The following is a 15,724-nucleotide window of genomic DNA, read 5'->3' on the forward strand; positions in this document are numbered from 1 at the left end:
GGCCCGCGACCGCCGGACGAGTCGGCCCCTCGCGCGGCGGGCGCGGCCGCTACCCCTTCACCGCTCCGGTCAGCATTCCCTTCTTGAAGTGCTTCTGGACGAACGGCGACAGCACCGCCACCGGCAGCAGCGCCATCACCATCACCGCCATCTGCACGGCCAAGCCGGACAGTTCACCGGTCCTGATGGCCTGGCCGAGGCCGACCGGTGCCTCCTGCTTCTGGACGAGCTGGATCATGACGTTCTGCAGCGGCATCATGTCCTGGTCGTTGAGGTACAGCGACGCGTTGAACCAGGCGCTCCAGTAGCCGACGGCGTAGAAGAGCGTGATGACCGCCAGCACCGCGCGGGACAGCGGCATCACGATCTGCCACAGGATCCGGAAGTCGCCCGCGCCGTCGATCCGCGCGCTGTCGATGAGCTCCTGCGAGATCCCCATGAAGAACCCGCGCAGGACCAGGATGTTGAAGACGCTGACCGCGCTCGGCAGGATCAGCGCGAGGTAGGTGTCCGTCAGTCCGAGCGACTGCACCAGCAGGTAGGTCGGGATCAGACCGGCGCTGAAGAACATCGTCGCGAGCAGGATCATCAGCAGCCAGCGGTGGCCCAGGGAGCCCGTGCGGGACAGCCCGTAGGCGCACAGCACCGACACCGTCATGGAGAAGACCGTGCCCACGAGGGTGATCAGGACGCTGATGACGGCGGCACGCGTGACCTGTCCCCCGCTCAGCAGCTCCTGGTAGGCGACGAAGGTGATCTCCTTCGGGATCATCACCAGGCCGCCGGCCTCGTCGATGGTCTTCCGCGAGGAGAGGCTGGTGACGACCACGATCCACAGCGGGAAGAGGATGGCCAGGCAGGCGAACGTCAGGGCGATGCCCTTGCCCGCGAGGCCGGCCCGGGACGGCTGCTCCTCCCACACCGGCCGCGGCGGCGCCTCCCACCAGCGGGGTTCACGCACCGGCTTGTCGATGACGGCGGTCACTTCTTGTACACCCCCTGCTCGCCCATGAGATGGGCCACCTTGTTCGCGACGAGCACCAGACCGAGGCTGACCACGCCCTTGATCAGGCCGGCGGCGGCCGCGTAGCCGAAGTCCTGGTTGCGGACGCCGTTCCACCACACGAAGGTGTCGAGGACCTCCGCGGCCCCGGGTCCCACCGCCTCGCGCTGCAGCAGGATCTGCTCGAAGCCGACGGTGAGGGCGTCGCCGACGCGCAGCACCAGCAGCAGGGCGATCACGGGGCGCAGGGCCGGCAGGGTGACGTGCCACATGCGCCGCCAGCGGCCCGCCCCGTCCATCGCGGCGGCCTCGTAGAGGTCCGGGTTCACCGAGGCCAGCGCGGCGAGGAAGACGATGATCCCCCAGCCCGCGTCCTTCCACACGCTCTGCGCGGTGACCAGGAACGCGAAGGTGTTCGGGTCCGTCATGACGTCGATGCCGTCGTGACCGTGCTCGCGCAGCAGCTGGGACAGCAGGCCCGCCCCGCCGAACAGCTGCTGGAACACGGCGATGACCAGCACCCACGAGAAGAAGTGCGGCAGGTACAGGATCGCCTGCGACACCGCCCGCACCCGGGGCCTGACCACGCTGTTGATGAGCAGCGCGAGCATGATCGGGATCGGGAAGTACAGCACGAGCTGGAGGAAGAACAGCACCAGGGTGTTCTGGACGGCGGCCCAGAAGGCCGAGTCCTCGAAGAGCCGCTGGAAGTTCTCCACCCCCACCCACGGGCTGTGGAGGATGGAGACGACCCCGTTGTCACTGACGTAGGGGTCGTACTCCTGGAAGGCGACCACGTTGCCGAGGATCGGCACGTAGTTGAAGAGCAGGACCAGCAGGACCGCCGGCAGCGTCATCAGGAGCAGGACGCGGTCGCGTCTGAACCTGAGCCGCAGGCCCAGCTTCCCGGAGGGTGCTGCCTCCCCGGCACCGGTGGCGCCGTCGGGCGCCACCGGGTTCTTCCCCGTCTCGTCGGCCTCGGCCCTGCTCCGAGGCACCGTGCTGTGGGACACGGCCGTTCTCCTTGCCTCGCCGCCGGGTCAGCTCGCCGCCGGACCGTTCTCGTCGAGCAGCTTCTTGTACCAGTCGCGCAGCTGGTCGCCGCCCTTCTTCTTCCAGTCGGAGACTGCCTGCTGCACGTCGCTGATCTTCTTGCGGCCGCGGACGACGTCGTCCTCGAGCTGCTCGAAGTCGTTGGAGAGGTTGGTGTAGCGGGTGGGCTCGGTGACCTGCATGCCGTAGAACGACGACTTCTTGGTGAAGGCGCCCATGCGCTGCTGCCACTCGACGGCGCCCTTGCCGATGTCCGGGAGGTCGGGGCGGGCGATGGTCGCGGCCGGGCTGGCGACCATCACGTAGGCGTTGGCGACCTCGATGTTGCCCTTGTCCGTCTTGGTGGGCACGCCGTCCTTCACCGTGTAGTGGGTGCCTTCGACCCCGTAGTTGGTGAGCATGTACTCCTTGGTGCCGTACGGGGCGGCGGTCACGTTGGCGAGGGCGAGGACGTCGCGGACGACGGCCTCGGAGGCGTTCTTGTTGACGAAGGCGAAGATGTTCGCCGGGTTCGTGGCCCACAGGGTGGGATCGCCGCCGTCGTGGCCGAAGATGTCCATGCCCCAGATCCGGAAGTCCGGGTTGTGGGCCTGCTGGATGGCCTGCTGGCCCCACCAGCTGGAGATGTCGTTGTTGTAGATCAGGAACTCGCCGGCCGCGAACTTGGTGCTCGGGTCGACGGCCTGGCTCTTGCCGAGCCGGCCGTCGGGGTGGACGTATCCCGCGGCGAACAGCTTGCGGGTCCACTCCAGGGCCTCGAGGTACTCGTCGGTCTCCACGCGGTAGACCAGCTTGCCGTCGACGAGGTTCCAGCCGAGGGCCTTCTCGCTCCCGGACAGCACCCCGAAGGCGTTGAAGGCGGTCCACTTCATGTCGTTGCAGGCCCAGCGCTTGGCCTTGGCGTTGGTGATCTCCTTCGCCAGGGCCATGAACTCGTCCGCCGACCGGGGGACGGTGTACCCCTCCTCGTCGAAGACGTCCTTGCGGTAGAACGGCACGATGTTGGGGACGTACGCGGCGGGCATGGGCAGGCCGCGCAGCTTGCCGCCGAAGATGGACCGCTGCCAGGCGTCGGTCGGGATCGCCGCGAGGTTCGGGTACTCCTTGACGGCGTCGCCGGACAGGTAGGGGCCGAGGTCGGCGAACTTGCCGTTGATGGCGCTGGGTATCTTGCCGCCCATGTTCCAGCCGGGGACGACCACCACGTCGGGCACGCTGCTGGAGGCGAGGACCGCGCCGAGCTTCTGGTCGTAGGTGTTGCCGTCCTGGTTCTGCCACTGGACGTCGACGCCGATGAGGTCGTTCATCGCCCGGTAGTAGGCGTTGCCGCTCTTCGGCGGCGAGCCCCAGAACGGCGACATGACGGTGACCTTGCCGCCCTTGCCGAGCTTCTTCGGCACCGAGGTCTTCAGCGTGGCCAGGTCCAGCTTGCTGGTGAAGCCGATCGCCGAGCCGTTCTTGGCGGGGATGTCGGGCGTCACCACGTTGCTGGCGACGTACGCCGGCAGGATCTTCTCGGCGTTCTTGCCCGACGTGGTCCCCTCGCGCGAACCGCTGTCCGAGCCGCCGCAGGCGGTCAGCAACGGCATCCCTCCCGCCACCGCTGCGGTGGCGACCGCCGTGGAGGCGAGGAAGCTTCTCCGGCTCGGGCCGGAGGAGGCGGAAGCGGCGTTCGGCGTCATTGCGTCAACCCTTCATGGCGCACCAGGACACCCGGCGGTGGCCGTCGGCTGCGGTGTCTCGAGTGGATCTGGCTGAGCTGAAGCACTCCCGGCCCCTGATCGTCGGAGGACTGGGCCGCCGCCGTCGGCGGCTCCTCACTGTCGCAGGGATCGTCGAAGCGCTTCGATGTTGCTGCGAGGTTAAGTGAAGGGCAAGGGGCGCACAAGGGTCGCTCCCAAGATTCCTCCGAGGTGTCGGCGATTCGTACGCACTCGTCCGCGGCTTGAAATGAAGCCCGTGACTCGGAGTTGTTGCCGGGGGATGTCTTGACACCCGGCATGACGTGGAATGAGCATCGAAGCGCTTCGAAAGAGCCTCCCCGCTCCATCGCAAAGGGAACCCCACGTGACCGCACCCACACCGCCCACGCCGCCTTTCCGCGATCCGCACCTGCCGTTCGCGAAGCGCATCGACGATCTGCTGTCGCGGCTGACCCTGGAGGAGAAGGTCTCCTTCCTGCACCAGTTCGCGCCCGCCGTGGACCGTCTCGGCGTCGCCGCGTTCCGCACCGGCCAGGAGGCGCTGCACGGCGTGGCCTGGATGGGCCCGGCGACGGTGTTCCCGCAGGCCGTGGGTCTGGGCGCGACCTGGAACGAGGACCTGGTGCGCCGGGTCGGCGAAGCGGTCTCCCGGGAGGTCCGCGCGATGCGCGCCCGCGACGAGCGCGTCGGCCTCAACGTCTGGTCCCCCACGGTGAACCTGCTGCGCCACCCGCTGTGGGGACGCAACGAGGAGGGCTACTCCGAGGACCCGAAGCTGACCTCCGCGATCGCCACCGCCTACACCCGGGGCCTGCGCGGGGATCATCCGACGTACTGGCGCACGGCTCCGGTCCTCAAGCACTGGCTGGCCCACAACAACGAGACCGGCCGGGACGTCACCTCCGCCTCGGTCCGCCCGCGCGTGCTGCACGAGTACGACCTGAGGGCCTTCCGGGAGACGGTCGAGGCGGGCGCGGTGGCCGGCGTGATGCCGGCGTACAACCTGGTCAACGGCCGCCCGAACCACGTCTCGCCCTATCTGCGCGAGCACCTGCGGACCTGGACCGAGCAGGACCTGCTGGTCTGCTCCGACGCGGGCGCGCCCTCGAACCTGGTGGACTCCGAGCACTACTTCGACACCCACGAGGAGGCGACGGCGGCCTCGCTGACCGCCGGCGTGGACAGCTTCACCGACCACGGCACCGACGGCTCGAAGATCGTCGCGCGGGTCCGGGGGGCGCTGGAGAGGGGGCTGCTCACCGAGGCCGACGTCGACGCGGCGGTCCGCCGCCAGCTCTCGGTCCGCTTCCGCCTCGGCGAGTTCGACCCGCACCACGACCCGCACGCCGACGCCGGCGCGTTCGACACGCCGGCCCACCGCGCCCTCGCGCAGGAGGCCGCCGAGCAGGCCGTGGTGCTGCTGCGCAACGACGGTGTGCTGCCGCTGGCCTCCGGCGCCCGGATCGCCGTGGTGGGCGTGCTCGCCGACGAGTGCAAGCTCGACTGGTACAGCGGCACGCTGATCCACCGCTCCACTCCCCTGGAGGGGCTGTACGAACGGTTCGGCGCCGACCGGGTGGAGTTCGCGGAGGGCGTGGACCGCGTCCTGCTGAAGACGTCCGCGGGAACGTTCCTGAAGGTCCCGCCCGCCCCCGAGGCCGCCGACGAGGTGCGCGGCGCCGAGGGCGCCCTGGACCCGGCGCTGCTCGCGGGCCGCACCGACCTGCCGCCGCTGACCACCGACGCCACCGGCACCGAACTCGCGCTGGTGGACTGGGGCGAGGGCGTCCTCACCCTGCGCGCCCCCGACGGCCGCTACCTCTCGGTCGCCGACGACGGCCGTCTGCGCGCCTCCGCCGACCAGCCCGGGGGCTGGGTGGTGCAGGAGACGTTCCGCCTCGAAGCCCATGGAAACGGTCACCTCCTGCGGCACCTGGGAACGGGTCACCACGTCTCTGTCACCGCCGAGGGCGTGAAGGTTGCCGAGGAGAATCCCGAGGTCTTCGAGCTCGTCGTCGTCGAACGCGGTGAGGAGGCGGTGGCCCGGGCCGCGGCCGGGGCGGACGTGGTCGTGGTGGTGGCGGGCAACGACCCGCACATCAACGGCCGGGAGACCGAGGACCGCACCACCCTGCGGCTGCCCGCCCAGCAGGAGCGGATCCTCGAGGCGGCCCGCGCCGCGAACCCGCGCACCGTGCTGGCGCTGGTGTCGGCGTACCCGTACGCCGTCGAGCCGGGCCGGCTGTCCGCGGTGCTGTGGACCGCGCACGGCGGCCAGGCCGCCGGCACCGCCCTGGCGCGCGTCCTGGCCGGTGACGTCTCACCCGCGGGCCGGCTGCCGCAGACCTGGTACGCCGACGACGCCGACCTGCCCGACCTGCTCGACTACGACGTGATCGGCGCCCGCCAGACGTACCTGTACTTCGAGGGCACCCCGCTGTTCCCGTTCGGGCACGGCCTGTCCTACGCCTCCTTCGCGTACGCCGGCCTGGCGGCGGACGTCGAGGACGGCTCGGTGCGCGTCTCCTGCACGGTCGCCAACACCGGGGCCGTGACCGCCGACGAGGTCGTCCAGCTCTACACGCGCGCGGTGGACCCGTCGGTCACCCGGCCTCGCCGCGAGCTGCTGGCCCACCGGCGGCTCGCCCTCGCCCCGGGCGAGCGGCGGGAGGTCTCCTTCGAGGTCCCGCTGTCCGCCTTCGCCTTCTGGGACGTGGCCCGGGACGGCCTCCGCCTCGAACCGGGACCGTACGAGCTGATGGTCGGCGCGTCCAGCGAGGACGTCCGGCTGCGGACGACGGTGACGCTCGACGGCGACCCGGCCGCCCCGCGTCCCGTCCTGCGCCGGTCCCTTGCCGCCGTCGACTTCGACGAGCAGAGCGGGACCGCGATCGTGGACCGGACGAAGGTGTCGGGGGACGCGGTCACCCCCGTCGCCGGCGGCACGGGCGAACTGGTCTACCGGTCCTGCGACTTCGGGACCGGTACGGGCGAGGTGACCGTGGAGGTGGCCGGCGAGGGCACGGTGGAGGTCTGCCCGGCCGGCGGCCCGGCCGCGGTGGTGCTGACGCTCGACGCGCCGACGCCGGGACCGTACGACTACACCACGCTCACCGCCCCGTTCGCCGCGGACGGCGTGCGCGACCTGCGGATCAGACTGCGCGGCCCGCTGCGGCTCGCGCTCGTCGGCTTCTCCGGTTGAGGGTCCGGACCAGGCCGACGCGACGAAGGGGCCCGGCACCGGACGGTTCCGGTGCCGGGCCCCTTCAGGGACGGCGGGCCCGCGCCGCGCGCGAGGCCGTCCGCGGGGTCCCCCCGGGCCGGAGGGGGGACCGGACAGCGGTCAGAGGGCGAGTCCGGTGAGGACCAGCACCCGCTCGTAGGTGTAGTCGTCCATGGCGGACCGCACGCCCTCACGGCCCACGCCGGACTGCTTGGCGCCGCCGTACGGCATCTGGTCGGCGCGGTAGGACGGCACGTCGCCGACGACCACGCCGCCGACCTCCAGCGCGCGGTGGGCGCGGAAGGCGGTCTGCAGGTCATGGGTGAAGACGCCCGCCTGGAGGCCGTACTTGGAGTCGTTGACGGCGGCGAACGCCTCGTCCTCGCCGTCCACCTTCTGCACGGTGAGGACGGGTCCGAAGACCTCCTCGCGGGCGATCGTGGCGGTGGCCGGCACGTCGGTGAGGACGGTCGGCGCGTAGGAGGCGCCGTCCCGCTTGCCGCCCGTCAGGAGCCGCGCCCCGGCGTCGACGGCCTCCCGCACCCACTCCTCCACGCGCCGGGCCGCGTCCTCGCTGACCAGCGGGCCGACGTCGGTCGTGTCGTCGGACGGGTCGCCGGTGACCTGGGCCTCGACGGCGGCGACGATGCGCGGCAGCAGGCGGTCGTACACGGACGCGTCGGCGATGACCCGCTGCACGGAGATGCAGGACTGGCCGCCCTGGTAGTTGGAGAAGGTGGCGATGCGGCCGGCCGCCCGGTCGAGGTCGGCGTCGCTCGCCCAGTCGCCGAGCACGACGGCCGCGCCGTTGCCGCCCAGCTCCAGGGTGCAGTGCTTGCGCGGCACCGAGTCCATGATCGCGTAGCCGACCTTCTCGGAGCCGGTGAAGGAGACGACCGGCAGCCGCTCGTCCTGGACGAGGGCGGGCATGCGGTCGTTGGAGACCGGCAGGATGCTCCAGGAGCCCGCCGGCAGGTCCGTCTCGGCGAGCAGGTCGCCGAGGATCAGGCCGGACAGCGGGGTGGCCGGGGCCGGCTTGAGGATGATCGGCGCGCCGGCGGCGATCGCCGGGGCGACCTTGTGGGCGCACAGGTTCAGCGGGAAGTTGAACGGCGCGATGCCGAGCACGACGCCCTTCGGGAAGCGCCGGACGAGGGCGAGGCGCCCCTGGCCGCCGGCGTCGGTGTCGAGCCGCTGGGCCTCGCCGCCGTTGAACCGGCGGGCCTCCTCGGCGGCGAACCGGAACACCGAGACGGCGCGGCCGACCTCGCCGCGGGCCCACTTGATCGGCTTGCCGTTCTCGGCGGAGATCAGCTGGGCGATCTCCTCGGTGCGCTCGGCGAGCCGCTTGCTGACGTGGTCCAGGGCGGCGGCGCGGACGTGGGCCGGGGTGGCGGCGAGCTCGTCGAGCACGGCGTACGCGGCGGCCACGGCCTCCTCGACCTGCGCGTCGGTCGGCACGCTGACCTTGCCGACGAGACGGCCGTCCCACGGGGAGGTGACGTCGAAGCTGTCCTCGCCGGTGGCCTGGCGGCCGGCGAGCCAGAAGGCGTGGGGGGAAGTCATAGTCGGGTCCCGGCCCTTCCGCGTTGGGGGTGTGCGTGGTCTTTCCTGGTCCACGGTAGGGGCGGGGAGGCGGACGGTCGTTTGTCCGAGTCGTACGGGTGGGGTGACCGGGTACGCCGTATTGGCGCGGTCGCCTACCGCATCGTCCGCCGCAGGAACAGCCACAGCCCGGCGAGGAGCAGCGCCCCCAGGCACCAGCTGGCGGCGACGTCCAGCGGCCAGTGGTAGCCGCGCCGCACGAGTCCGTAGGAGACGCCGGCGACCAGGACGGCGGCGGTGGCGGCGACCGCGCGGCGCAGGAGGGCCGTCACCAGCCAGGGCACCAGCAGGAGCGCGGCGGCCCCGTAGGCCACGGCCGCCGTCGCCGTGTGCCCCGACGGGTAGTAGCCGGTGGCCGGCGGCACGACGGGCGTACCGGCCCGGTCGGTCCACTCCTTCAGGGGTATGACGATCAGCGGCACGAGCGCCATGAGCAGCAGCGCGGCGACGGGCGGCAGCCACCAGCGCCGCACGCGCGCGGCGCTCCCCCACCGGGCGACGCAGCCGGCGGCCAGCACCGTCACGGGCACCGCGACCTGCACGTTGCCCAGGTCGGACAGCAGCTCGGAGGCCCGGTCCGGGTGGACGAGGGCGTGGCTGAGCCGCTCGTCGGCGTCCACCAGGGGGCCGTCGGCGGTGATCTGCCAGGTGAGCAGCGCGAGGAGGAGGGCGGGCAGGCCCAGGAGGAGGGCGGCGGGCAGGGGGCCGGGCCGTTCCCGCCCGGCCGCGCCCGCGGGCGGGTCCGCGGGGCGCTGCGGGTCCCCGGTGTGCTGACGCGGGCTGGTCGACATGTGTCCAGCTTGTCAGGAACGGCCGCCGGAGCGCCGTGGCGGGTGGGCCACCCGGGAGAGGAAAGGGAGCGGACCCCGGTGGGAACCGGGGTCCGCGCGCTGTGGAGAAGGAGGTCGGCCGCCCCGGAACAGGGGGGGTGGTTCCGGGGCGGCCGTCCGGATCGGGGTGCCGCGCGCCCCGGGGGGTTTGGGGCGCTCGACGGTCCGATCGGTGAGGAGACCCGGAGCCGAAGGCTCCGGTCATGTGCGCGAGGCACGACCAGGCCGAAGCTGGGGAGGCCCCGCCCTGGGTTCGTCCGCGGTCACCCGCGGACGGCTGTATCTCTCATCTGCGGAGAACCTACGGCAGTGGCCGGCGGGACGACAGCCGCATCCCCGTCCCGCCATCCACCCCGCACACCTTCTTCACACCTGCGCCGTCGAGGGGAATCAGCTGTGCGGACCCCGGCTCAGATGTTCGGCCCGGGTGCCCGGCTCAGATGCGCGCGAAGGCCTGCTCGATGATGTCGAGGCCCTCGTTGAGCAGGCCGTCCTCGATGACCAGCGGCGGCAGGAAGCGCAGGACGTTGCCGTAGGTGCCGCAGGTCAGCACCAGCAGGCCCTCCTGGTGGCAGGCCTTGGCGAGGGCGGCGGTCGCCTCGGGGTTCGGCTCCTTGGTGGCACGGTCCTTGACCAGCTCGACGGCGATCATCGCGCCGCGGCCGCGCACGTCGCCGATGACGTCGAACTTCTCCGCCATGGCGGTGAGGCGCGCCTTCATGATCGCCTCGATGCTCTTCGCCCTGGCGTTGAGGTCCAGCTCCTTCATCGTCTCGATGGCGCCGAGCGCGCCGGCGCAGGCCACCGGGTTGCCGCCGTAGGTGCCGCCGAGGCCGCCCGCGTGCGCGGCGTCCATGATCTCGGCGCGGCCGGTGACGGCGGCGAGCGGCAGACCGCCCGCGATGCCCTTGGCGGTGGTGATCAGGTCCGGGACGATGCCCTCGTCCTCGCACGCGAACCACTGGCCGGTGCGGCAGAAGCCGGACTGGATCTCGTCGGCGACGAAGACGATGCCGTTGTCGGCGGCGAACTGGCGGATCGCGGGCAGGAAACCCTTCGCCGGCTCGATGAAGCCGCCCTCGCCGAGCACCGGCTCGATGATGATCGCGGCCACGTTGTCCGCGCCGACCTGCTTGGTGATCTGGTCGATGGCCTGGGCGGCGGCCTCGGGGCCGGCGTTCTCCGGGCCGGTCGGCCAGCGGTAGCCGTAGGCGACGGGCACGCGGTAGACCTCGGGCGCGAACGGGCCGAAGCCGTGCTTGTACGGCATGTTCTTGGCCGTCAGGGCCATCGTCAGGTTGGTGCGGCCGTGGTAACCGTGGTCGAAGACGACGACCGCCTGGCGCTTGGTGTGGGCGCGGGCGATCTTGACGGCGTTCTCGACGGCCTCGGCGCCGCTGTTGAACAGGGCGCTCTTCTTGGCGTGGTCGCCCGGGGTCAGCTCGGCGAGGGCCTCGGCGACCGCCACGTAGCCCTCGTAGGGGGTGACCATGAAACAGGTGTGGGTGAAGTCGGCGAGCTGGGCGGAGGCCCGGCGCACGACGGCCTCGGCGGAGGCGCCGACCGAGGTCACGGCGATGCCCGAGCCGAAGTCGATCAGGCGGTTGCCGTCGACGTCCTCGATGATGCCGCCGCCCGCGCGGGTGACGAAGACCGGCAGCGTGGAGCCCACGCCCTGCGCGACCACGGCGGTGCGGCGGGCCTGCAGCTCCTGCGACTTCGGGCCGGGGATGGCGGTGGCGACGCGGCGCTCCTGCGGAAGTGCGGTCATGGAGGGCTCCCTGTGATCTTGCATACCGGGTGTTCCCGGGGGTTCCGGACGGTGCGTTTTTCGGACGCTTGTCTCTTTCTTCGCAGGCTAGGGCCGGGAAAGGCGGGTGGGCATGCTCCATGTGGGCGTTGTCGGCGGCCGGGATTGTCCGCGGTGGACATGGCCGGGGGGTCGCCGGCCGGCCGCCCCCCGGTGCGGGCTCGGCCGCGTAAGCGGTGAACTCCCCTTGCGGGGGCGTTAGATTGGCCCGGCGACGACGGACGGAACGGCTGGTCAGGGGGCAAGGGCGATGAACAGCGACGGGACGCAGGACGCGTGGGGCACGCAGGCGGATCCCGTGCCGCGCCCGGCGGGGCCGCCCCGGCGCCCCGCCGTACCGCCGGCGCCTCCCGCGGCGCCCCCCGCGGTGCCGCCGCGGCCGGTCCGCGCGCCGGAGGCGGCGCCGGCCTCCGGCCCGGCCGCGCCGCCCTCCTCCGCCGTCGCCGCGTGGCTGGACGAGGCGCGCCCGGCGGCCCGGCCCGGCGTCTGGCGGTTCGGCTACCGGCCGCCGAAGGCCGCGCGGGTGGTGGAGCGGCTCGCGCCCGTCACGGTCGTCGGCATGCTGATCCCGCTGGTGGTGGCCCTGGTGGTGTGGTCGCTGTGGCGGCAGGGCGGCATCCCGTACCAGTTCGCCCCGCTGCGCCTGTTCACCCCGGACGACTGGTGGTGGGGCGGCACGATCGCCTCCCCGAGGACCATGGAGGGAGCGGAGGCCCGCGTCGTCTACGACGGCGTCTTCTTCGCCGTCCTCGTCTGCGCGATGGGCCGGCTGGGCGGCTGGCTCGGCGCCGCCCGCCACTTCGTCGGCCGCAGGCCGCAGCCCGCGCGGGCCCTGCTCGCCCTCCTGTGCGCCCTGGCCGCGCTGAGCTTCGTCTTCCCCAGCGCGTTCCCGGGGGTCGGCTGGGACGCCCTGCCGGTCGTCGACCCGCTGTTCTCCCTCGTCGTCCTGGTCTCCGGCAGCTACGAGCTGTTCGCGTCCCCCACGTTCACCGACACCCTGTACGCGGTGATCACGCTGCTGGTGGTGTGGCCGTTCGCCCTGCTCGGCGGCTGGTGGCCGTACCTGAGGGAACGGCTCGCCGCGCGGCGCGCGAACCGGGAGCGCCCCGGTCCGGCGGCGCCCGTGGAGCGGCCGCGGGCGCAGTGGCCCGAGCTGCGCGACGCCGGGCAGCACGAGGCGGCGGACGTGCTGACCGCCGAGGTGGCGGCCGGACGGATGAACGACGTGGACTGCGCGCGCGTCACGCGCGCGTGGACGGCGGGGCTCCCGGACTTCCGGGAGACGGTGCTGCGGGAGGCGGGCGCCGCCTGGGCGCACCCCTCCGGCCACCGGGACCTGCCCCGGCGCGGCGCACGCCACGACCTGCTGGCGGGCCAGGTGCGCATCGGCCGCTGGGTCGCCGACGAACGCGCGCCGCTCCCCTACCACGACGCGGGCGCCGCGCTCGGCCCGGACGTGCTGGGCACCTCGCTGCTGGCGGTCGGGCCGTCCGGCTCGGGCAAGACGCGGACGCTCGTCGAACCGCTGACCGAGGCGCTGTCCCTCCAGGCGCTCACCGGGAGCTGCGCGGTGGTGGCGGTCTCCTCCCCCGGCAGCCCGCTCGGCTCCGACGCCGCGTTCGACGTGATCGTCCGGATCGGTGACCCGTCCTCCGTCCACGACCTGGACCCGTACGCGGAGTGCGGCGACCCCGACGAGGCGGCCGCCGTCCTCGCCGAGGCGCTGGTGGGCGACCTCGACACGGTGAACGGCCAGAGCGCGGCCACCGCGCTCGCCCGGCTCCTCGGCCCCTACCGGGCCGTCCACGGCCGTTTCCCCGCGCTGCCGGTGCTGCGCGAGCTGCTGGAGGGCGAGCCGGGGGCGCTGTCGGCGCTGCGGGAGGCGGTGGCCGGGGACGAGGTCATGCGCCGTGAGCTCGACGCGCGCGTCCGCCAGACGGGCGCGCCCGGCGACCCGGGCCGCGCGCTCGCCGACCGGCTCGCGCTGCTGGACCGGCCGGTGTTCGCCGACTTCTTCGGCGGGAGCGGCCGGCCGGGTGAGGCGGAGGCCGGCGCCCACCGCGCCTTCTCGCTGCGCGCGGTCGCCCACCATCCGCTGCGCGTCCGCGTCGACCTGCCCGAACGCGGTCACGAGGAGGCCGCCCGGCTGATCACCCGGCTCGTCCTCGCCCAGTTCGACGCCGTCGTGCGGGAGGGCGGGCGCACCCACTTCGCCTGTCTGGTCCTCGACGACGCGACGGGCACGGTCACCGCGGAGTCGGTGCGCCGCGTCCAGCGGCTGCGTTCGCGCAACGCGGGCGTGGTCCTCGCCCTGCGCACGATCGGCGACGTGCCGGAGGCGCTGCACGGCCCGCTGTACGGGGCGGTGGGGTGCAGGATGGCGTTCTCCGGCATCACCACCTGGGACGGCAGCCGGTTCGCCCGGACGTGGGGCACCGAGTGGGTGGAGACCACGGAGGTCGCCAAGCACACCGTCTTCGCGGACCAGCCGATGACCCGCGCGATCCACGCCGTGCGCAAGCTGGTCACCGGCAGGGCCGTGACCACGGACGCGGTGACCGTGCGCCAGGTCGAGCGGGAACGGTGGTCGGCGTCCCGGCTGGCGCACGAGGTGCCGCCGGGGCACGCGGTGCTGTCGCTGACGACCGTCGGGGGCGAGCACGCCCCGCCGCTGCTGGTCGACCTGCGGGGATGAGCACGCCGCCGGTCGGCCCGCGGGGGTGAGCACGCCCCACCGCCGCGGGGTGGACCGGCGCGGTGGACTCCTCCAGTGAGGCAGAATCGACACAGGCCCTTCATACGAAGCGGCCAAGAGATCACGCCGTCGCCGCGGCGGGTCCCCCAGCCGATCGCCCCTCAGACCTGAAGGCCCCCATGCCTCCCACGCTCGCCTCGCTCGTCCACCACTCCGCGCTGAAGCTGACCGTGCGGGCGGGCGGGGACCGCCTGGACGTCCCGGTGCGCTGGGCGCACGTCAGCGAGCTCGCCGACCCCGTGCCGTACATGGAGGGCGGGGAGCTGCTGCTGATCACCGCGCTCAAACTGGACGCGGAGGACCCGGAGGCCATGCGGCGCTATGTGAAGCGCCTGGTCGGGGCGGGCGTGGTGGGGCTCGGGTTCGCCGTCGGCGTCAACTACGAGGAGGTCCCCGAGGCCCTCGTCGACGCGGCGGAGGAAGGGGGCCTGCCGCTGCTGGAGGTGCCGCGCCGCACCCCGTTCCTCGCGATCAGCAAGGCGGTGTCGGCGGCGATCGCGGCCGACCAGTACCGGGCGGTGACCGCCGGGTTCGCGGCCCAGCGCGAGCTGACCAGGCAGACGCTGAACGACGGGCCGGAGGGCCTGCTGACCGCGCTCGCCGCCCAGGTCGACGGCTGGGCCGCCCTGTACGACGCCTCGGGCGCCGTCGTGGCGGCCGCGCCCGAGTGGGCGGGGCGCCGCGCGGCACGGCTCACGGCGGAGGTGGAACGCCTGCGGGAGCGGCCGGCGCCAGCCTCGGCGGTGGTCGGCGGACCGGGGCACGCCGACCACGACGACCGGGTCGAGATGCACTCCCTCGGCACCGGCCGCCGCCCCCGCGCCGCCCTCGCCGTGGGCACGGCGTCCGCGCTCGGCACGGCGGAGCGCTACGCCGTCCACTCGGCCATAGCCCTGCTCACCCTCACCACGGAGCGCTCCCGTTCGCTGCACGCGGCCGAGCAGCGCCTCGGCGCGGCGGTGCTGCGCATGCTCCTGGCCGGCGAACCGGACCACGCCCGGGCCGTCGCCGGGGACCTGTACGGCGGTCTGCTCGACGCGCCCTTCCGGGTGATCGTGGCGGAGCCGGCGCACGCGCGGGTGCCGGGCGCCGCCGGGGAGACGGCCGGGGAGCTCGCCGAGATCATGGAGTCGGCGGCCGCCCGGTCCGGGGAGGCGGTGCTGGCCGTCCCCGACGGCGAACGGCTGGTGGCGCTGGCCGCGGACGGCGGCGCGGCCGTGGCGGCGTGCACGCGGTACGCGGCGGCGCTGGAGACCGTGCGCGGCGGGGGCGCGCCGCGTGAGGGCGGCGAGGAGGACGAACTGGTCGTCGGCCTGTCCGCGCCGGCCGGCCCGATCGCGGCGGCCGCGGCCTACAAGCAGGCCGAGCAGGCCCTGTCCGTGGCCCGCCGGCGGGGCCGGGTCCTCGTGGAGCACGAGCGGCTCGCGGCGGGCTCGGTCCTGCCCCTCCTCGCGGACGACGCGGTGAAGGCCTTCGCGGACGGCCTGCTGCGGGCCCTGCGCGAGCACGACGCGACCGGCCGGGGCGACCTGGTGGCCTCCCTGCGGGCCTGGCTCTCCCGGCACGGCCAGTGGGACGCGGCGGCGGCCGACCTGGGCGTCCACCGACACACCCTGCGCTACCGGATGCGGCGGGTCGAGGAGATCCTCGGCCGCTCGCTGGACGACCCGGACGTACGGATGGAGCTGTGGCTGGCGCTGAAGGCGACGGCGACGGAGTAGGCGCCGGGCGGCGGGGGCGCC

The 15,724-nt window shown here is 73.3% G+C and carries 9 protein-coding genes; 3 read left to right on the top strand and 6 right to left on the bottom strand.

The annotated features are described in order from the left end of the window. Positions 1 to 49: 49 nt before the first annotated feature. The 3 genes from ACH4F6_RS29420 to ACH4F6_RS29430 are packed head-to-tail and all read right to left on the bottom strand — an operon-like array spanning position 50 to position 3,738. Positions 50 to 985 (bottom strand): carbohydrate ABC transporter permease, encoded by a 936-nt coding sequence (locus ACH4F6_RS29420; protein WP_397963409.1) that lies wholly within the window; start codon positions 983 to 985, stop codon positions 50 to 52. Next, entirely contained in the window at positions 982 to 2,016 is a 1,035-nt protein-coding gene (locus ACH4F6_RS29425) for an ABC transporter permease (RefSeq protein ID WP_397963410.1), read from the bottom strand. Before ACH4F6_RS29425 ends, ACH4F6_RS29420 begins: the two co-directional genes overlap by 4 nt. Before the next feature lie 27 nt (positions 2,017 to 2,043). Further along, on the bottom strand, positions 2,044 to 3,738 hold the full coding sequence (locus tag ACH4F6_RS29430; RefSeq protein ID WP_397963411.1) for an extracellular solute-binding protein: 1,695 nt from the start codon (positions 3,736 to 3,738) through the stop codon (positions 2,044 to 2,046). 385 nt (positions 3,739 to 4,123) lie between these two features. On the opposite strand from ACH4F6_RS29430, the gene ACH4F6_RS29435 reads away from it, so the two are divergent. Further along, complete coding sequence (locus tag ACH4F6_RS29435) at positions 4,124 to 6,961, top strand: glycoside hydrolase family 3 C-terminal domain-containing protein (RefSeq protein WP_397963412.1); 2,838 nt, start codon at positions 4,124 to 4,126, stop codon at positions 6,959 to 6,961. 141 nt (positions 6,962 to 7,102) lie between these two features. Here ACH4F6_RS29435 and ACH4F6_RS29440 read toward each other — a convergent pair whose 3' ends face one another. The 3 genes from ACH4F6_RS29440 to gabT form a co-directional block, all read right to left on the bottom strand. Beyond that, positions 7,103 to 8,548: an aldehyde dehydrogenase family protein gene (locus ACH4F6_RS29440; RefSeq protein ID WP_397963413.1), complete on the bottom strand. Its 1,446-nt coding sequence runs from the start codon at positions 8,546 to 8,548 to the stop codon at positions 7,103 to 7,105. Between the two features lie 134 nt (positions 8,549 to 8,682). Beyond that, complete coding sequence (locus ACH4F6_RS29445; RefSeq protein ID WP_397963414.1) at positions 8,683 to 9,378, bottom strand: phosphatase PAP2 family protein; 696 nt, start codon at positions 9,376 to 9,378, stop codon at positions 8,683 to 8,685. Between the two features lie 475 nt (positions 9,379 to 9,853). Further along, positions 9,854 to 11,188 carry a 4-aminobutyrate--2-oxoglutarate transaminase gene (gabT, locus tag ACH4F6_RS29450; protein WP_397963415.1) on the bottom strand — a complete coding sequence of 445 codons (1,335 nt, stop codon included), beginning with the start codon at positions 11,186 to 11,188 and terminating at the stop codon, positions 9,854 to 9,856. Positions 11,189 to 11,477: 289 nt separating this feature from the next. Here gabT and ACH4F6_RS29455 point away from each other — a divergent pair, with 289 nt between their 5' ends. After that, entirely contained in the window at positions 11,478 to 13,922 is a 2,445-nt protein-coding gene (locus ACH4F6_RS29455) for an ATP/GTP-binding protein (protein WP_397963416.1), read from the top strand. 179 nt (positions 13,923 to 14,101) lie between these two features. Continuing rightward, on the top strand, positions 14,102 to 15,703 hold the full coding sequence (locus ACH4F6_RS29460; RefSeq protein ID WP_397963417.1) for a PucR family transcriptional regulator: 1,602 nt from the start codon (positions 14,102 to 14,104) through the stop codon (positions 15,701 to 15,703). The last annotated feature ends 21 nt before the right edge of the window (positions 15,704 to 15,724 follow it).

The sequence above is a fragment of the Streptomyces sp. NPDC017936 genome (genome assembly GCF_044328485.1).
Taxonomy (GTDB): Bacteria; Actinomycetota; Actinomycetes; order Streptomycetales; family Streptomycetaceae; genus Streptomyces.